Raw genomic sequence first — 17,123 nt, forward strand, 5'->3', positions numbered from 1 at the left:
GCGAATCGGGATAGTACGTCTCAGGATCAGGGCTAATCGCCGGTTTGGCCGGGAACGCTCATCTGTTGAGCTTCACCGCGCACGGGTCGGCGCCCTTGTCGCCGCGAGCCATGAAGTTCTCGGCGACCTCCTCGGTGAGCACGGTGGGGTCGATCTGGGCGTGCATCACTGCCTGGACCGCGGTGCTGCGCATGTCGAACACCTGGTCGTAGACGGTCTTCGGGCTCTTCTTGTTGACGGTGTCAGTGAGGAACACCGGCGCGTTCGTCCCCGCCTTCAGCTCCAGCACGAACCTCTGCGCAATGGTCAGCTGCTTGTCGCCGGGCAGGGCGGGCGCGCCCATGTCGGCAGACGTGACGAGCGTGGGCTTGTTGAAGCCATACCAGTCGTCGGTTGCGACATCGCCGATCAGCAAAGGCGCTTCAAATGCACCCGGGGCGGAGAACTCCTTGATGATGGCGGCCTTCTGTGCAGGCGTGCCACTGGTCAGGAGAATGCCGCCGATATGCAGCTCGTGCATTACCCGAATAGTTGTCGCTTTTGCCTGCACCGGGTCCGCTTTTGATTTTGCGGACGCGAGGGCGTAAATGCCATTTTCGTCCAGCGGCAATATGACCAGCTGTCCGACCATTCGCTCGAGCACCCATTTGTCGATGCAGGCGAGCTGCTTGGGCTTGGCGACGGACGTCGACTTCACGACCGGCTTGAGGGCCGCGGACGGCTTGGGCGGGTCGACCTGCAGCGGGAGGTCCGAAGGCACGCTGGGGATCGGGAAGGGCGCGATCGCCGGGTTGCTGGCCAGGCTCTGCGGCTCCTCCGTGCGCGTCGGCATGCTCTGGTAGTCCGACTGCAGGGAAAGGGCCTGGTTGATCCGCTGCTTGACCGCCTCGTTGCAGCTCGCCGTCCACATGACCAACGACAGCGTCAGCACGCCGGACATCGCCAGGGCCAGCCGGCCGCTGCGCCGCCTGGGCTCGATCGGGCTGCCGTCCCGCACGGCTTGGCTGATGCGGACGCGATGGTAGGTCGGGGCGCGGTGGTGCAGGTCCCCGAACTCCCTCGGGACGTCCACCTGGAACTCGGGCTCGGGGTCGGGGTAGAGGTCCTCGCGACCGAACGCCAGCTCGCGCCGCGCCCGCCGGTGGGGGTATTCGGAATAGGTCCGGACGGCATACCGGGAACGCGGGCCGATGGCCTTGGGGTTCTCGAGGTCGTGCGCGCCTTCGCCATACAGCTCACGCACGGTCAGCTTGCGGATTTCTGCAGCCCTAGATGCAGAATGCCCCGCCTGCTCGGTCGACATCGCCCTCCCCCCGTCCGCTATTCACCACATTGTATACCTTACGGCTCAGACCGGACCATAACAATCATGTTTCGGTCCCATGACGTGGGCTGGAACTCAAGCCTATTTCTGCATGGTCATGTTCATACCACGAGCGGTCCGGTGGCGCGACCGCATCGGACGTGATCTACTTCGGTTCTGTAAGGCACCCGAGAAAGGGCCGGGCGTCGTGGCCGCAGAGGTTCCAGAGGTCTTCAACGAGCTCGTCGGCCGGCACCGCCGCGAGCTGCTCGCGCACTGCTACCGGATGCTCGGCTCGGTCGACGAGGCCGAGGACGCCGTCCAGGAGACATTCCTTCGCGCCTGGCGCGCGTACGCCGGTTTCGAGGGCCGCTCCAGCGAGCGGACGTGGCTCTACCGGATCGCGACGAACGTCTGCCTGACAGCCATCGGCAAGCGCGGCCGCCGGCCCCTGCCGTCCGGGCTGGGCGCGCCCGCCGACGACCCCTCGACCCCGCTCGAGACCGGCACTGAGGTCCCCTGGCTGCAGCCGTTCCCGGACGCGCTGCTCGCTGCGCCCCCGTCGGACCCGGCCGCCGTCACGTCCGCCCGGGCCGGCATACGGCTCGCCTTCGTCGCCGCGCTGCAGCAGCTGTCCGCGCGGCAGCGCGCCATCCTCATCCTGCGGGACGTGCTCGGTATGCCGGCCGCCGAGGTGGCCGAGCTGCTCGAGACCACGGCGACCGCAGTCAACAGCGGACTTAGGCGGGCACGCGAGCAGCTGGCTCGGTCGAGGGTCGCCAGTGACGACGTCTCCGAGCCCGTCGACACCGCCAGAAGAGTCATCGTGGAACGGTTCGCCGCGGCTGTCGAGGCGGGTGACGCGAGTGCCATGGCCGAGCTGCTGCGAGAGGACATCGTCCTGGAGATGCCGCCGTTCCTGACGTGGTTCGCCGGGCGCGACGTCGTGACCGAGTTCGTCGAGAGCTCCCTGCTCGGCGCACGGGGCGAGCTCCGCCTGGTCCCGACCGGGGCGAACGCCCAGCCTGCCTTCATCGTCTACCGGCGAGTCGATGAAGGGCTCGTGCTCCACGCGCTCCAGGTGCTCGAGCTCGATGACGCCGGCATCGCACGCATCACGGCCTTCTCGGACCCGGAGGATCTCGCGGCGCTGGGGCTGCCCGCCTTTCTTGCCGGCTGACCGCAAGAAGTCTCGTCGGCTCGGCCGCCGCGCGACGATTCCGCCGCTCGTCCCTGGTCTGTACCCGTAGAGCGTCGCAACGGGTGACGCAGAGGCCAGAAGGCGGCATACATCATGAACGGGCACACCATCGTCAGTCGGGAGCAGTGGGACGCGGCACGCGAGGGGCTGCTTCGCCTGGAGAAGGAACACACACGGGCGGCGGACGCGCTGGCGCGCCAGCGCGCCGAGCTGCCGTGGGTGGCCCTCGAGAAGGACTACGTCCTCGACACCGCCGACGGACCGCGCTCGCTCGCCGAGCTCTTCGACGGGCGCTCGCAGCTGGTCGTCTACCACTTCATGTTCGGCGCTGCCTACTCGGCGGGATGCCCCGTCAACTCCTCCATCGCCGACGCGCTCGACCCGCTGGTCACGCATCTCAACGCACACGACGTGACCCTGCTGCTCGTCTCGTCCGCCCCGATCGAGAGGCTGACGAGCTACCGGGAGCGGATGGGCTGGTCGATCCCCTGGGCGTCGAGTGCCCGCAGCGACTTCAACCGCGATCTTCGGGCGGCCTTCGCTCCTGAGGAGGTGCAGGGGTGGCTCGGGAGCCCGATGCCACCGGTGGTCGCGCGCAACGCCGCTGCGACGGGGACGTCGATCCTCGAATACCTTTGTGAGTCACCGGTGTTCAGCGTCTTCGCCCACGAGGACGACACCATTTACCAGACCTACTGGACCACGGGCCGCGGGCTCGAGGTCGTCATGCCCTACTACGGCATGCTCGACCGGGTGCCGAAGGGGCGCGACGAGGCGCAAGGCTTCCAGCTCTGGCTGCGCCGGCATGACGAGTACGAAGCCTGACCGGCCGGTGGGTCCCAGGACCGTCGAACGCCACCTCGGCAGCATCTTCCGCAAGCGCGGCCACCGGTCGCGGACCGAGCTCGCCGCGGCATACGCGACCGGCGGCCACTCACCGGGTCAGTGGGGCCACGTGCGCAGCGCCACTGATGTGGCTCGGGTGATGTCGCGAGATGCCCACGTCGCCCCGTCGAACTCCAGCCAGAGGACCTGAGAAGCGCTCAGGAGCAGCTGGGCGTTGATGGGAGAGCCGTTCTCGCCGTTCATCACGAACTCGAGCCGGCGGCCCTTGCTGGGTGGCGCCAATGGTCGGCTCGCTCGGGCGCAGGTGCGCGCGAACGCCAGCCACACGGCGTGTGGGTCCAGCGCGGTGTCGAAGTCGAGGTAGACGTATCGGAGCTCGTGGGTCTTCGCGACGTGTCCGGGGGGTGGCATCGGGCCGCCCCGGACGAAGCCCATCACCATCGACCCCGGCTGCGTCTCTGCGAAGAGGTGGGCAGGGTCCTTCGCACCCCGGATCCACGGAAGACCAGTGGCACAGTCCCGCCTTGGTGTGTCCGCCGGGGCGCAGCCCGCAGTGGAGTGGGTGCTCATGACGGAGACTTCGCCGTGCGCGGAGCTCGGGCTCGAAGGCCAGAGCTCGCGCACGGTCAGGACCTCCCGGTCAGCACCTTCGGTGACTGTCGGGCAGTAGTGGCCTAGGGCCACGGTGGTCATGGAAGAGCTGGTCGGGGGCAGAGCTTGTGTGCGCCCGGGCCGCGAACCGTGCTGACCCGCAGTCGAACTGCCGGTGGGCGCTGAAGGCGGGGACAGCTCGGACCGTGGGAACACAGCGCTCGCTGAACCGGAAGTCGGGGCCGCGGGCGATGTGCAACCGGCGAGCAGGGCCGCCGATGTCGCCGCCGCGCTGACGGGCCCGGCAAGCACGATCGCCACGCCGGCGCGCCAGCAAACGGCAGTTGATGCCACAGACGTCTCCTCCTTCGGGGCCTCGCTGGGCCAAGTTCGGAGACTATAACGGCAATTTACTGCTATATAACACTGTTTGCCTTCGTTTACCATAACTGACGTTTTGCGCCGCACGACCTTGTTGCACGCACGCAAGCGCGGCTTGCGTCACGCTGGTGCCCGACGGACCGCCACGACCATCGCCTGTGAGCTCAGCTCACCCTCGGGGGACAGTTCGTGGCGGTCCATCGGGTCGTCTCGTGCAGGTCAGCTTCAGTCGCGCTGGCCTCCCGGCATCGGTGTCGGGGGTGGCTGCCATCCTGGGGTGATGGAGTCGGTGTACGAGGCCGCAGGCGGTCATGAGGGGATGGTCCGGCTGGCGCACGCGTGGCACGCGCGGGTCATGGACGACGAGGTGGTCAGCCACGCATTCAGCCATGGGTTCCGTCCCGACCACACCGAGCGGCTCGCCTCCTACTGGGCCGAGGCGCTCGGTGGACCCACGACGTACTCGGACACCTACGGAGACGAGACCTTCGTGGTCCGGCTGCACAGTGGGAACGGTCCTCATGAGGAGATGAACCAGCGGGCGATCGCGTGCTTCGACGAAGCGTTGGCCGATGTCGGAGTCTCCGACGATCCGCTTCGCGGCGTCCTGCACGACTACTTCGCCTGGGCGACCACGACGACCATGGCGCAGTACCACGAGTCCGCCGACGACGTCCCTGCCGGCCTGCAGATCCCCCGCTGGTCGTGGGACGGACTGATGGCCTGACCGCCCCGGGTTGGCGGAGACGTGAGGCGCGGCGAGCATCAGGTCGAGACGTGCCCCAGCTCGGCAAGGCGCTTGATGGTGAGCAGCTGCCGTCGCGCCATCACCAGGTCGCCAAGGCACAATGCCTGTGCGACAACGGGATTCGTCTCCATGACGACCTTCAGCAGCAAGCGCGTCCTGCGGTCGGCCTGCGGCGCCAGCAGGTAGGTCATGTAGGCGCCGAGGATGTGGCCCGTGAGGGATCGGCCTTGCTCCACGTGCACGATGCGTCCCAGCTTCCGCCCGGCCGACGCGGTGAAGGACTCACCCACCATCGGCTCCGGGAGGTCCAGGACCTCGCGAGGAGACTGCCGCCTGCCGTTGTCGATCCAGTCGTACGAGTAGGGCGCCACCCGCACCTGCGTCACCCACGTCCAGACCTCGGCCCCCGGCGCGTCGACCGAGACCCCGCGCCAGGCCGTCAGCGCCGGTGCGCGGACGAAGTCGTCGCAGGTGAACGTCAGCTTCGTCTCCTCGGGACTCACGCCCCACCTCGCGCCGAGCACACCCCCATTCTGGGGGCCAGCACGAGACACCAGGGGTATGCCGCGGGCTCAGTTGGTGTGACGGCCCCGGCCTCGAGCGACACTGGGCCTACGGCGCCCGCCTGCGGCGCCGGCCGGCATCGACGTGGGTCATCGCGAACGCGCGCTGATGGCCGCGTGAGGACGAGCGCCGTCGTCGGCGCGCTGCTCGGTCTCGAGGACGTCGAAACCGACCAGCTCGAGGATCTCGGCCACGCGGTCGACCGGCCAGAAGTGCGCCTCCGTCACAGCGTGGGCAAACGGCACCAGCTCTGGGCCGTCGAAGAATCCCAGCAGAAGTAGTCCGCCCGGCCTGAGCGTGGATCGAATGATCCGCAGGGTGCCCGGGACTCGGTCCGGCGGCAGGTGGATGAGTGAGTACCACGCCAGGACGCCGCCATAACGACCCGGTTCCGCAGCGAGGTCGTCGAACGACGCGATGCGGTAGGTGGTCCCTGGATGCGCCCGGCGGGCGATGTCGATGAACTCGGGCACTGGGTCGATGCCCTCGACCTCGTGACCGAGCCGGGCCAGATGGGCTGTCCACTGCCCGGGCCCGCAGCCGGCGTCCAGGATTCGGCCGTCGACGCCTGCCGACCACCTCTCGACCCGCGAGCGGTCCGCCGCTGCAGTGGCTTCCATGAAACCGAACAGCTGGGCGTACTCGTCGGCGCGTGCGGCATACGCGGTGCGGGTGTGTTCGGAATCCACGCAGTGGACCCTAACCCGGTGGACGGTCACGCCCGCAACAGGTCTGGAACCGCCCTCCTCACACCTCGGTGTTCGAGTGGGGCAGGGTGGGTCGCATGAGCGACGACCACAAGGAACGGCTCCACGACTACCTCGGCAAGGCGCGCGAAGCGGTCCTCTGGAAAGCCGAGGGGCTGTCTGAGTACGACGTCCGGAGACCACTGACACCCACCGGGACCAACCTGCTCGGGCTCGTCAAACACCTGTCGGTCGTGGAGGCCTGGTACTTCGGGCAGGTCTTCGATCGCCCGTTCGTGCCGCACCTGCCGTGGTGGGACGACGACGCTCAAGAAGGCGCCGACATGTGGGCGACGGCCTCGGAGACCCGCGAGGGCATCATCGGGACCTACCGCTCGGCCTTCGCGCACGCCGACGAGACCATCCGCGCGCTCGACCTCGATGCCCCGGGCCACGTGCCGTGGTGGCCTCGCCCGGACGTCACGCTGCACACGATGCTCGTGCACGTCCTCACCGAGACCGCGCGGCACGCCGGGCACGCCGACATCCTTCGCGAACAGCTCGACGGGCGCACCGGGTTGAGAGCGGACAACCTGAACGTGGAGCCCCACGACGAGCAGTGGTGGGCCGAGTACCGGTCGCAGATCGAGGCCGCCGCGAGGTCCGCTTCGACGGCCTGAGCTTCGACGACCTGAGCTTCTTCTACGACCTGACCACAGCGCAACACACCGAGCAGTCGCAAGCTCTGACGGAAATAACCGTCGGACCTTGCGACTGCTCGGTGTGTTGCGGGGTGTCGGGCCGCAGACCGTGCGGGGCTCGGGGCCGTGCTCATCGCCCTGGGTCGAGCAGCGATGTGGGGGAGATGAAGCGCCGGAGGAGGCCGTCGCCGCCGTTGCTCGGCGACCTCCGGGCCACGCCCGCGAGGAGGTCGGCGACCTGGACGCGCGGGTCGTCGCGTGAGTCGACGGTCACGAGCCCGGCCAAGGGCGAGACCATCGGCGGCAAGGCCCCGGCTCCGTCGGGGTGGGCCCCAGGTGCGTCGGCGCCATCGGCGAGGACCTGCTGCAGGCGCATCAGCCTCCCCGCAGTCAGAGCACTCTGCTCGTCGTGGATCACGAGCACCTGCCGCTGGCCGCCGCTCCAGAACAGGACCGTCTCTGCGAGAGCCGGCAGCAGCGGCTCGAGCGGTGGCGGGATCGTCCGGTCGTCGTGGGCCAGCCGCGTCACGACCGCCCGCACCTTCGTGCGGCTCAGGGAGCCGAGGACGTCGTCGGCCTCGGCCCCCAGCCCGACGCCGGCCAGCCCGTCGCGCGCCTGGAAGAAGCGCTTCACCACGCCGCGATCGGGCTGGCGCCGCCGCTTGGTCCGGACCAGCTCGACGAACGCCTCGAGGAACGCGCTCCACTCGGCGTCCCCACCGCGCGTCGCCCGGTAGAGGGCGAGAGCAGGCGCGCGGTCGTCCTGGGTGAGACGTGTCCCGGCCGCGTAGGACGGCTCGGCCAGGAACAGGTCGACGAGCCTCGTGACGAGGAAGTACTCCTTGTCGACGAGCTGGACATGGGCGCGCCCGTTGAGCTCGCCGAGCATCCACTCGAGTGCCCCGGGCGCGCGCGGGCCCCGCAGCAGCTGCCCGGACTTGAGCTCCTTCAGCGACCACCGGAAGCCGGACCGCAGGCGCGTGACGAGCTCGACGGCCTCGTCGACGCTGAGGTCGACGCTGGCATGGGCGAAGACCGGCGTTGCGGCATCGAGCAGGTTGGTGCCCGAGAAGCCGGACTCGTCGCACGCGATCTCCACGACGGCCGCCCCCGCGCCAGTCGCGCCCGCGCCAGTCGCACCGGCACCAGTCGCACCGGCGCCAGGCCCGCCTGCGCCGGTCGTAGGCGGCAGGCCACCTTGCAGCGGCAGCGTCCGATCCCTCACCACGCCATCATGCTCGCCTGCGCGCGCGGACCAGGGCCAGCGAATTGTGCCACCTCCCAGGCAAGCCGGGTATGCCGTCTGGTGGGGACCGAGGGGGCCGACGGCATACCCGGGGCTCTGGGAGCGGCCCGGAAGGGTCGCCGTCAGCCGGTTGACCCCGTGCTGAGCGAAAGCCGCCTGACGTGGCTGCGGGCGTGGTCTATCGCAGCGTCGAGGTCGGCGAAGAGGTGGTTGTCGTGTCGCAGCGCGGACAGGACCCCGACGGCGCGGAACAGCTCGACATGCCCCTCGCGGACACCCTTGATGAGGACCGTGACACCGCGGGCCTCCAGGCGGTGCACGATCTCCGACAGGACGTGCGCGCCGGTGGCGTCGACGAGCTCGAGCTGCGACATGCGCAGGATCACGACCGACACGCCCTCGATCCCGGTGACGGCGTCGAGCACGCGGTCCGCGGCGGCGAAGAACAGGGGGCCGTCGAGCCGGATGACTGCGATGTGCTCGTCGCCCGGCTGTGGGTCTTCGGCGAGCGGCTCGCGCTCGACCCCGGTGGCGCGCGCAAGGCCGCGCAGCGCGAAGAACCCTGCGACGACCATGCCGATGGCCACTGCGACGATGAGGTCGACCGAGACGGTGACGATCGCGGTGATGACGTATGCCGTGGCGTCCGCTCGCGTCGAGCGCAGGACGGACCGCGCCGTGGCGACGTGGACCATCCGCACTGCGGTCACCATGAGGACGCCCGATAGCGCGGCGAGCGGGATGTGGCCGACGGGTCCGGCGGCGACCAGGACGACCAGCAGCAGCACGACGGCGTGGGTCATCGCGGCGACGCGGGTCCTGCCCCCCGAGCGGACGTTCACCGCGGTGCGCGCGATGGCCCCGGTGGCCGGCATACCTCCGAACAGCCCCGACCCGATCGAGGCCAGGCCCTGTCCGACGAGCTCTCGGTCGGGGTCGTAGTCCCCGGTGTCGGCCAGCGACGCGGCGACCCGCGCGGACAGCAGCGACTCGATCGCCGCGAGGGCAGCGACCGTCAGTGCCGCGGTCGTGAGGTGCGAGACGGTGCCGGGGTCGAACGGCGGGAGCGCGGGCGCCGGCAGGGAGTGCGGGAGCGTGCCGATGGTCGACAGCGGTGACGGCAGGAGCAGGACCAGCAGGGTCGTCGCGACGATCCCGACGAGCGACCCGGGCACCGCGGCCTTCCACCGGGGCAGCAGGATCATGGCCGCGGCGACGACCGCGACCGCGCCGAGCGACCACAGCAGGTAGACCGCGTCTGCCGAGAACAGTGAGGAGACCGCAGCGACAACGACATTCGTGGTCGATGCACCGTGGTCTCCCGGTCCGGTGAGCACCGGCACCTGCTGCAGGAAGATGATGACGGCGATCCCGAGCGTGAAGCCCTCGATCACGGGCCAGGGAATGAACGAGACGGCCCGGCCCAGCCTCAGCAGGCCGGCCGCCAGCACGACCAGGCCGGCCAGCAGGCTGACGAGCGCGACCGCGCCGACGCCGTGCGTCGCGACGATCGGTCCGAGGACGACGACCATCGCCCCGGTCGGTCCGGACACCTGCACGTGCGAGCCGCCGAAGACGGCAGCGACGAGCCCGGCGACGACGGCCGTGACGAGGCCCGCCTCCGCGCCCGCACCAGAGGAGATCCCGAACCCCAGTGCGAGGGGAAGTGCCACGATGCCGACGGTGAACCCGGCGAGCAGGTCGGATCGCCAGGACCTCGGCAGGTCCGCATAGTCGCGGCGCGCAGGGAGCAGGCTGCGCAGGTGCACGGCGACGGGCCTCACCGGACGGAGATGTCCGGCAGCGCCCCGACGGCTCGCAGCCGTGCACTGTCGTTGGTGACGATCTCGACCAGCAGGCGGCGGGCCACGGCCAGCAGCTCGGCAACCTCCGGGTAGGCGATCCGGTAGTAGACGTGGCTGGCGCGACGGTCGGACACGACGAGGCGATGGCGACGCAGCACGGACAGGTGTTGCGACAGGTGCGATGCCTCGAGGCCGGTGCGCTCCTGGAGCTCGGCCACGCTGTGCTCGTCACCGTCGGCGAGGAGCTCGAGGACACGGATGCGGAACGGGTGCGACAGGCCCTTGAACAGGCCCGCCTTCACCTCGTAGAGCGGGCGCTCGCTGCGGCTGAATGGCATGATGAATTCATCATATCGACAGATGGCGGTCATCACCAGTGACGTCAGCCTCCGTCGCGGCCGACCGAACCGCGGTCGCGACGCTCCACGCTCCCGAACTGCCGCACGAACGGCCGCCCGAAACGGTCGGTCAGCTCACACGGACGACGATGCCCGTCTGCCCGTGCAGCACCGCAGCCACACCGGCACGGACCGCCCGTGAGACCCGTTCCGGAGTGAAGCTCGCGGGGTCGAATGACGTTGCCATGTGCAGTCCTTCGCCGCGGAACGACGCGCCCGTCCAGTTGGCAGCGGTGACGTTGGCCGTCGGCTCCGCCAGCTCCGCGCCGACGACGAGGAACTGCTGGTCGAGGTGGTTCGCCGTCACGAGCGCGAGCGCGTCGACGAGGTCGTTGCCGACGCAGATGACGAGGTCCGGGGCCAGGTCGAGGGCGCCCGTGATGCTGCCGATGTACTGGTCCGCGCTCGTGGCAGTGATCGTCTTCAGGCTGACGTCCTGCTGCTGCGCCCAGTCGGTGACGGCCTTGGCTGTCGTCGCGGTCGGCGCGTCCGTCCCCGCCCTGAGCAGCACCACGCGGTAGCCCGGCGCCGGCCGAACCCCGTCCCAGGAGCCCGGCTCCGGGCTGATCGTCGCCTCGGGTGACGGGGGCGCCGTGGGATCCACGAAACCCGGGCCGAGCGAGCCGATCGCGGTCGGCCCGTCGTGCGGCCCGGACCAGTCGTCCTGCTGAGCGCACCCGCCGAGAAGCGCAGCCGCAGCCAGGGTCGCGAGCAGGGCGGCGACCGTGCGCCGAGGCTGAGCAGGCATGGGGTCCGTCCGAGCTGGGGGAGTGGGCGCCTACTTCCTACCTCATCCCGCGGTGCCCGCAGACACCCAGAAGGCGTGCGACGTCATCAGTTCACAGTGATGTCGCCTTCGCACCCGCTGCCGTTCGCGTGGAGGGAGCAGATTTCGTCCGCAGACCACTGAGGAGCGCACCTGTGTCCAACGCCTGGAGCCCGCCCGCAGCGCTGGGAAGCCGCATCGCACACCACGCCGCACACCGCACCGATCGCCGCCGTCCCGTATGCCGGGTCGTGGCCGTCCTGATCGCCGCCGCGGCGGCGCTCCTGCTCACCCCGGGAGCGAGCTCGGCCCACGGGTTCACCTCGACGGCATACGCCGATCTCAGCTCGCCGTCGGCGGGCCAGGTGCGCGCGAGCCTGGAGCTCGAATACGACCTGCTCGTCGTGTCGGCCGCCGACGCCGGGCGGGACGACCCCCTCTTCCGTGCCGGCACCGCAGCCTTCGACGACGGCGACGCCGCGGAGCAGGCTGCCGCCCTCCAAGAGCACAAGGCGAGCGTGCTCGCTTATGTCTCAAAGGGATTCCGCGTCTCTACCTCGGCCGGTGAATGCACGGCGTCGATGCCCGACCCCGTCACGATGACCCAGCGTGACGGCGTGCCGTACGCCAGGCTGGTCCTCGCCTACCGGTGCGACCCGTCCGCGGTGGCGCACGACGTGACGAGCACGCTGTTCCCCGACGCCGAGGGCTACGTCCGGGACACCAAGACCATCGTGACCTACGGTCTCGACCTGCGCAGCGGCAGCGCTGCGCTCGACACCCAGCAGCGGACGTTCACGACGTCGCAGTCCGTCCCGGAGCGGTTCTGGGAGTTCTTCCGCCTTGGTGCCGAGCATCTGCTCGGAGGGCTCGACCACATCCTGTTCCTCGTCGCACTGATCGCAGGGTCACGCAGTCTGCGCGAGATCGTCTTTGCCGCAACCACTTTCACGGTTGCGCACTCGGTGACCTTCATCCTCGCGGCGCTCGGCGTCGTCCACGTCCCGGCGGCCGTGGTCGAGCCCGTCATTGCGCTGTCGATCGCGGTGGTGGCGGCAGTCCCGCTGTGGCGCATGATGCGCCCCCGAGCCGGTGGCCGTGACCTCGAGCAGGTCCGGCTGGGACGGCTCGGTCTCGACCGCGTCGGAGTGACTCGGCTGGCCATCGTCTTCTGCTTCGGCCTCGTGCACGGACTCGGCTTCGCCTCCGCGCTGGGGATCGAGCAGGCCTGGTCGTGGACCCTGCTCTGGTCGCTGCTCGTCTTCAACGTCGGCATCGAGGCGGTCCAGGTGGGCATCATCCTCGCCGTCTTCCCAGCGCTCGCCTTCCTCCGGCACCGGGCACCGGTCCTGGGTCTGCGCGCCACCGGCCTCGCGGCGGCGGGGGTCTGTGCGATGGGTCTGGTCTGGTTCACCCAGCGCGCGTTCTCGATCTGAGCCGGACCCTGCGCCTGGGCAGGACTTATGCAGCGGGCCATTGCGCGTGCTGCAGCCGTTCACCGCAAGGACACCCGCCCTGAGAAACCTGAGACCGCCATCAATCCCCTCTGAAACGGACGGACATTGTGAAGTTCTCCAGTTTGAGGCACGGTCAGCAGGGCGCCCGGCGCCGGCTGGCAACCTGCGGCGTCGCCGTGGTGCTCGGCGGCTCGGCCGCCCTGGGCACCGGGCTCTTCGCCACCGCTGCGCACGCAGACGGCGTGTCCACGACCTCGGGCATCGTGCTCGGCGTCGGGGCCAGCGAGTCCCAGCGCGTCGTGTCGTGGTACGCCACGGACGGCAGTCCCCAGACCGTCCAGGTCGCGCCGACCGCGAGCGTCGTCAACGGCGAGTTCCCGGCCGACGCCGTCACCATCGCGGCCGTCGTGGCGGCCAACACCGTCAACGGCGGCTACAACGGCCACGTCACCATCGACGGCCTGCAGCAGAACACCGCCTACTCCTACCGGGTCGGCAGCGAGGGCGCCTGGTCCTCTGCGTACTCCTTCAAGACCCAGTCCTTCGCCGGCGCCTTCGACTTCCTGTTCTTCGGCGACCCGCAGATCGGGTCCTCGGGCAACGTCGCGAAGGACGGCGAGGGCTGGGCCGACACCCTCTCCGTCGCGCTGAAGGCCAACCCGGACGCCGAGCTCCTCGTGTCCGGCGGCGACCAGGTCGAGACCGCGAACACCGAGTCGCAGTGGAACGCCTTCCTCGCCCCCAACGAGCTGCGCTCCTACCCGTGGGCGGCGACGATCGGCAACCACGACGTGGGCGGCCGGGCCTACGAGCAGCACTTCTGGACGCCGAACACCGACCGGTCCGCACCCTTCTACAACGGTGCGGCCGCGACGCGCTCCGGCGGCGACTACTGGTACATCTACAAGGGTGTGCTGTTCATCGACCTGAACAGCAACGCCTACAACAACGGCAGCGACGAGGCACACGTCGCCTACATCCGCGACGTCGTCAACGCCCACGGCGCCGAGGCCAAGTACACCGTGCTGGTCTACCACCACTCGATCTACTCCCCGGCCGACCACGCCAACGACTCCGACAACAAGAAGCGCCGCCTCGACTTCCCGACGGCGTTCTCCGAGCTCGGTGTCGACCTGGTGCTCCAGGGCCACGACCACAGCTACTCGCGCAGCTACGCCATCAAGAACGGGCAGAAGGCCAACCCGGACGAGCAGCCCGCTCAGACCCAGGTGGCCGAGGGCCCCGGTGGCGTCATCTACGTGACGGCCAACTCGTCCTCCGGCTCGAAGTACTACGACCTGACCGCGCCGATCCCGGGCTCGGACTTCGGCCCTGACCCGCTGAACCCGTCCAGCCACTGGGCGAACTCGGTGGAGAACCAGGAGCACGTCCGCACCTACGTCAAGGTCAGCGTCGGCAAGAACGCCCTCACGGTTCAGAACGTCCGCAGTGGCACGTGCGCGGCCCCGAACGCCGCGGTCGAGCTCGGCCGGGTCTCCTGGTGCGGCCCGGAGAAGGGCGTGAACGCGGCCCTGCCCGTCGGCTCGGTCCAGGACCAGGTCGTCATCCACCCCTACCGGGGTCGTGGCGCGCTCGACATCCCGACCGCCGGGCCGAACGTCCCGGCGTCGGTGACCTCGGGCAAGGGCGCTGCCACGACGGTCACGTCCCTGAGCTGACGGCACACCGCTTCAGCGCACACCCCAGCGTGACCTGGTGGGTGGCCGCCCGTAGTGCGGTCACCCACCAGCGCACGTCCGCTTCCCAGGAGCCCCGATGCACCCACGATCCACACGACCCACGGTCGGCGCCGGCGGCGAATCGGCCCTCCTCCGAAGGGTGCTCACCGTGGTGCTCACGGTGGCGCTCGCAGTGGGCGGTGTCGCCGTGGGCGGCATCGCCGGTAGTGGCCTCGCAGCGAGCGCCGCGGGCCGCGCGACGGCGACGGCCGACGGAGCCGCAACATGGACGGTCGCGACGGCGTCGAACCACTTCGGCAACGCCCGGCGCAACTATGCGTACGTCGCCAACCCCGGAGGGCGTCTCGAGGACGCGATCGTCGTGAGCAACCAGGGCGGCACCCCGATCACCCTGAGACTGTATGCCGCTGACGGCTACACCACGTCGGCAGGCGACCTCGACCTGCGCGCCGAGGGCACGGCCTCGAAGAGCATCGGCGCCTGGGTCACTCCCGCCAGGTCGGCGGTGACCGTCGAGCCGGGATCGTCCGTCACGGTCCCGTTCACCGTCGTCGTCCCGAAGGACGCCCGGGCGGGTGACCACCTCGGCGGGATCGTCGCCTCGCGCACTCAGCCGAGCGCAGCGGGCGCCGGCGGCTCGGACGTCGAGCGCCGGGTCGGCCTGCGCATCCAGCTGCGCGTCGGAGGCGCGTTCGAGCCGCGCCTCGCGACCGAGGACCTGAAGGTGGCCTACGCCGGCACCGCGAACCCGTTCGGCACGGGCAGCGCCGTCGTCACCTACACGATCCGCAACACCGGGAACGCGGTGCTCCGGGCACGGCAGTCCGTCGGTATCGCAGGCCCGCTCGGGCACTGGCCGGTTCGCGGCGGTGCGGTGCCCGACTCTCCGGCGCTCCTGCCTGGTGAGACCTGGGCCGTCACCGTGCCCGTCCAGGGTGTAGTCCCCTCCGTCGGCGCAACCGCGACGGTGACCCTGACGCCCTTGCTCACCGACCCGGCCGGGTCGACCGCACCGCTCGCGCCTGTCGACGCGTCGGCGACCGGGTGGGCGGTTCCTTGGACGCTCCTCCTGCTCCTCGCGGCGCTCGTCGGGCTGGCCGTCGTGGCCGTCCGCCTCCGGCGCCGCGGGCTGCGCGCAAGCCGGTTGTGGATGGTTTGAGCGGTCTGGGCGACGACAAGCCTCCACACCCTGCCGAGAGGGAACACATGTCGACCGTTACGCCAGAGCGCTCAGACCGGCCGCGCCGGCGCAAGGGCCGGCGGTACCTGGGGCTCGCAGGTGAGAGCCTCGTCGCGCTCGGGATGCTCGTGCTGCTGTATGCCGTCTGGCAGGTCTGGTGGACCGACGTCGACGCGGGCGCCGCGCACCAGCGGTCGGTGCAGCAGCTCGAGGGCGAGTTCAAGGACGGTGCCGCGCCGCGCCTGCCGGGCCAGACCGCTCCGCCCGTGCCATCGGGCAAAGGCCATGTGGCGCGGATCCCCGTCGTGGCCCGTAGCGTCGAGGCGCCGCCCGAGGGCACGGTGTACGCCATCGTCCGGATCCCGCGACTGGGCCCCGACTATGCCGTCCCCGTCGTCGAGGGGACCAAGCGCAGTGACCTCGAGCAGGGCATCGGCCACTACCGCGGCACCGCGTGGCCCGGCCAGGTGGGCAACTTCGCCCTCGCCGGCCACCGGATGACGTACGGCGGCCCCTTCCGCGACATCGAGCGCGTGCTGCCGGGCGACCGCGTCATCATCGAGACCGCGACGACCTACTTCGTCTACACGATGGGCAAGCACACCATCGTCGACCCGAGCCACATCGCCGCGATCGCCCCGGTGCCGGAGAAGCCCGGAGCCAAGCCGACCGTCGCGTCCATCACCCTGACGGCCTGCCACCCGAAGTACGCCTCCACCTGGCGGTGGATCGTCCACGGCCGGCTCGAGGCGGCCGTGCCGCGGGCACAGTGGGACCCGCGTCAGTGGTACTCATCGGCAGGAGGCCAGCAGTGATCGCCGCCCTCTGGCACCGGCTCCCGGGCCCCACCTGGCTGCGCGGCCTGGTCGTCGCGGCACTGGTCGTCGCGCTCGTGGCTGTGTGCTTCGAGTGGGTCTTCCCGCTCGTGGCGCGCTCGATCCCGCTCAACGAGCAGACCGTCGGCGCCGCCGAACCGATGGGTTAACCCGCCGTTCGTCTGTTGCTGGCCCCACACGGTTCCGCCGGATGCACCAGCCGCGAGAAGGTCCAGCCGTTGGTCCCTCCACACGTCGCCAGTGCTGGATGGGTCGGTAGGGGAGGGTTGTCAGAACGATGGCTGGAGCACAGTTCCAGGTGTACACGCGCGGGAGCGGGGGCCCGTCGACAGGTGACGTCCGGTGGCGGCTGATCACGGCCAACCACCGCGACCTCGGCCGCAGCGCGGAGTTCTTCGCCGACGCGGTCGGGGCCGTCACCTCGATCAGGGTGCTCGTCGCCGGGCTCGAGCGCCTCGAGCGGGCGCTGGCCTGCGGCGTCGACGACGGGCTGTGGCGTTGGACGCTGCTGCTCGACGACGAGCCGGTGGCGCGCGCGAGCCGTGGCTACCGGCGGCGCATCGAGTGCGAGCTGAGCGTCAAGCAGTTCGTCGTGCTCGCGGCCGAGTCAGTGGTGAACCCGCAGCTGCGGACCTTCGACCAGTCGGCGCGCTCCCGCCCACCTGGACGGCGGGTCGCGGACGGGCAGGCGCTCACCGCCGCCTCCTGAGGGGC

General features: G+C 70.1%; 18 protein-coding genes. 10 read left to right on the forward strand and 8 right to left on the reverse strand.

The window, feature by feature from the left end; translation table 11 throughout:
• Positions 1-58: 58 nt before the first annotated feature.
• Complete coding sequence (locus tag ACYVLP_RS08360; RefSeq protein ID WP_460626881.1) at positions 59-1,303, reverse strand: hypothetical protein; 1,245 nt, start codon at positions 1,301-1,303, stop codon at positions 59-61.
• A 208-nt stretch (positions 1,304-1,511) separates the two neighbouring features.
• On the opposite strand from ACYVLP_RS08360, the gene ACYVLP_RS08365 reads away from it, so the two are divergent.
• Together ACYVLP_RS08365 and ACYVLP_RS08370 are read left to right on the forward strand one after the other, a co-directional pair.
• A complete protein-coding gene (locus tag ACYVLP_RS08365) occupies positions 1,512-2,483 on the forward strand; it encodes a sigma-70 family RNA polymerase sigma factor (protein ID WP_460626882.1) in 972 nt (323 codons plus the stop codon).
• A 114-nt stretch (positions 2,484-2,597) separates the two neighbouring features.
• On the forward strand, positions 2,598-3,329 hold the full coding sequence (locus ACYVLP_RS08370) for a DUF899 domain-containing protein (protein ID WP_460626883.1): 732 nt from the start codon (positions 2,598-2,600) through the stop codon (positions 3,327-3,329).
• A 117-nt stretch (positions 3,330-3,446) separates the two neighbouring features.
• Here ACYVLP_RS08370 and ACYVLP_RS08375 read toward each other — a convergent pair whose 3' ends face one another.
• Complete coding sequence (locus ACYVLP_RS08375) at positions 3,447-4,043, reverse strand: hypothetical protein (protein ID WP_460626884.1); 597 nt, start codon at positions 4,041-4,043, stop codon at positions 3,447-3,449.
• 559 nt (positions 4,044-4,602) lie between these two features.
• Here ACYVLP_RS08375 and ACYVLP_RS08380 point away from each other — a divergent pair.
• Complete coding sequence (locus ACYVLP_RS08380) at positions 4,603-5,049, forward strand: group II truncated hemoglobin (RefSeq protein WP_460626885.1); 447 nt, start codon at positions 4,603-4,605, stop codon at positions 5,047-5,049.
• Between the two features lie 38 nt (positions 5,050-5,087).
• Here the strand turns inward: ACYVLP_RS08380 and ACYVLP_RS08385 are convergent, their stop codons facing one another.
• Both ACYVLP_RS08385 and ACYVLP_RS08390 read right to left on the reverse strand, forming a co-directional pair.
• The gene (locus tag ACYVLP_RS08385) at positions 5,088-5,573 is read right to left on the reverse strand and encodes a hypothetical protein (RefSeq protein ID WP_460626886.1); all 486 of its coding nucleotides are present in this window, start codon (positions 5,571-5,573) and stop codon (positions 5,088-5,090) included.
• A gap of 150 nt (positions 5,574-5,723) precedes the next feature.
• Complete coding sequence (locus ACYVLP_RS08390) at positions 5,724-6,323, reverse strand: class I SAM-dependent methyltransferase (protein WP_460626887.1); 600 nt, start codon at positions 6,321-6,323, stop codon at positions 5,724-5,726.
• Between the two features lie 95 nt (positions 6,324-6,418).
• On the opposite strand from ACYVLP_RS08390, the gene ACYVLP_RS08395 reads away from it, so the two are divergent.
• Positions 6,419-7,000 (forward strand): DinB family protein, encoded by a 582-nt coding sequence (locus ACYVLP_RS08395; protein WP_460626888.1) that lies wholly within the window; start codon positions 6,419-6,421, stop codon positions 6,998-7,000.
• Between the two features lie 151 nt (positions 7,001-7,151).
• Here the strand turns inward: ACYVLP_RS08395 and ACYVLP_RS08400 are convergent, their stop codons facing one another.
• The 4 genes from ACYVLP_RS08400 to ACYVLP_RS08415 all read right to left on the reverse strand — a co-directional run bounded on the left by ACYVLP_RS08400 (position 7,152) and on the right by ACYVLP_RS08415 (position 11,218).
• Positions 7,152-8,246: a DUF3800 domain-containing protein gene (locus ACYVLP_RS08400; RefSeq protein WP_460626889.1), complete on the reverse strand. Its 1,095-nt coding sequence runs from the start codon at positions 8,244-8,246 to the stop codon at positions 7,152-7,154.
• A gap of 143 nt (positions 8,247-8,389) precedes the next feature.
• Positions 8,390-10,051 carry a SulP family inorganic anion transporter gene (locus ACYVLP_RS08405; RefSeq protein ID WP_460626890.1) on the reverse strand — a complete coding sequence of 554 codons (1,662 nt, stop codon included), beginning with the start codon at positions 10,049-10,051 and terminating at the stop codon, positions 8,390-8,392.
• Positions 10,048-10,410, reverse strand: a complete 363-nt coding sequence (locus ACYVLP_RS08410) for an ArsR/SmtB family transcription factor (RefSeq protein ID WP_452269937.1) — start codon at positions 10,408-10,410, stop codon at positions 10,048-10,050. The genes ACYVLP_RS08405 and ACYVLP_RS08410 overlap by 4 nt, the downstream gene beginning before the upstream one ends.
• A gap of 130 nt (positions 10,411-10,540) precedes the next feature.
• The gene (locus tag ACYVLP_RS08415) at positions 10,541-11,218 is read right to left on the reverse strand and encodes a hypothetical protein (protein WP_460626891.1); all 678 of its coding nucleotides are present in this window, start codon (positions 11,216-11,218) and stop codon (positions 10,541-10,543) included.
• Positions 11,219-11,391: 173 nt separating this feature from the next.
• Between ACYVLP_RS08415 and ACYVLP_RS08420 the strand changes: the two genes are divergently transcribed.
• The 6 genes from ACYVLP_RS08420 (at position 11,392) to ACYVLP_RS08445 (ending at position 17,118) form a co-directional block, all read left to right on the forward strand.
• Positions 11,392-12,672 (forward strand): HupE/UreJ family protein, encoded by a 1,281-nt coding sequence (locus ACYVLP_RS08420; RefSeq protein WP_460626892.1) that lies wholly within the window; start codon positions 11,392-11,394, stop codon positions 12,670-12,672.
• Positions 12,673-12,800: 128 nt separating this feature from the next.
• Positions 12,801-14,372: a purple acid phosphatase family protein gene (locus ACYVLP_RS08425; protein ID WP_460626893.1), complete on the forward strand. Its 1,572-nt coding sequence runs from the start codon at positions 12,801-12,803 to the stop codon at positions 14,370-14,372.
• Positions 14,373-14,541: 169 nt separating this feature from the next.
• Positions 14,542-15,552, forward strand: coding sequence for a WxL protein peptidoglycan domain-containing protein (locus ACYVLP_RS08430; RefSeq protein ID WP_460626894.1), 1,011 nt, complete (start codon positions 14,542-14,544; stop codon positions 15,550-15,552).
• Positions 15,553-15,599: 47 nt separating this feature from the next.
• Positions 15,600-16,388: a class E sortase gene (locus ACYVLP_RS08435; protein WP_460626895.1), complete on the forward strand. Its 789-nt coding sequence runs from the start codon at positions 15,600-15,602 to the stop codon at positions 16,386-16,388.
• Entirely contained in the window at positions 16,385-16,558 is a 174-nt protein-coding gene (locus tag ACYVLP_RS08440) for a hypothetical protein (protein WP_460626896.1), read from the forward strand. The genes ACYVLP_RS08435 and ACYVLP_RS08440 overlap by 4 nt, the downstream gene beginning before the upstream one ends.
• Before the next feature lie 128 nt (positions 16,559-16,686).
• Positions 16,687-17,118 (forward strand): hypothetical protein, encoded by a 432-nt coding sequence (locus ACYVLP_RS08445; protein WP_460626897.1) that lies wholly within the window; start codon positions 16,687-16,689, stop codon positions 17,116-17,118.
• Positions 17,119-17,123: the final 5 nt, after the last annotated feature.

This window comes from Intrasporangium mesophilum (assembly GCF_054783095.1).

Coding starts and splice junctions, on each gene's coding strand:
- ACYVLP_RS08360 (WP_460626881.1), bottom strand. CDS start 1,303: ATGTCGACCGAGCAGGCGGGGCATTCTGCATCTAGGGCTGCAGAAATC.
- ACYVLP_RS08370 (WP_460626883.1), top strand. CDS start 2,598: ATGAACGGGCACACCATCGTCAGTCGGGAGCAGTGGGACGCGGCACGC.
- ACYVLP_RS08375 (WP_460626884.1), bottom strand. CDS start 4,043: ATGACCACCGTGGCCCTAGGCCACTACTGCCCGACAGTCACCGAAGGT.
- ACYVLP_RS08380 (WP_460626885.1), top strand. CDS start 4,603: ATGGAGTCGGTGTACGAGGCCGCAGGCGGTCATGAGGGGATGGTCCGG.
- ACYVLP_RS08395 (WP_460626888.1), top strand. CDS start 6,419: ATGAGCGACGACCACAAGGAACGGCTCCACGACTACCTCGGCAAGGCG.
- ACYVLP_RS08410 (WP_452269937.1), bottom strand. CDS start 10,410: ATGCCATTCAGCCGCAGCGAGCGCCCGCTCTACGAGGTGAAGGCGGGC.
- ACYVLP_RS08415 (WP_460626891.1), bottom strand. CDS start 11,218: ATGCCTGCTCAGCCTCGGCGCACGGTCGCCGCCCTGCTCGCGACCCTG.
- ACYVLP_RS08435 (WP_460626895.1), top strand. CDS start 15,600: ATGTCGACCGTTACGCCAGAGCGCTCAGACCGGCCGCGCCGGCGCAAG.
- ACYVLP_RS08445 (WP_460626897.1), top strand. CDS start 16,687: ATGGCTGGAGCACAGTTCCAGGTGTACACGCGCGGGAGCGGGGGCCCG.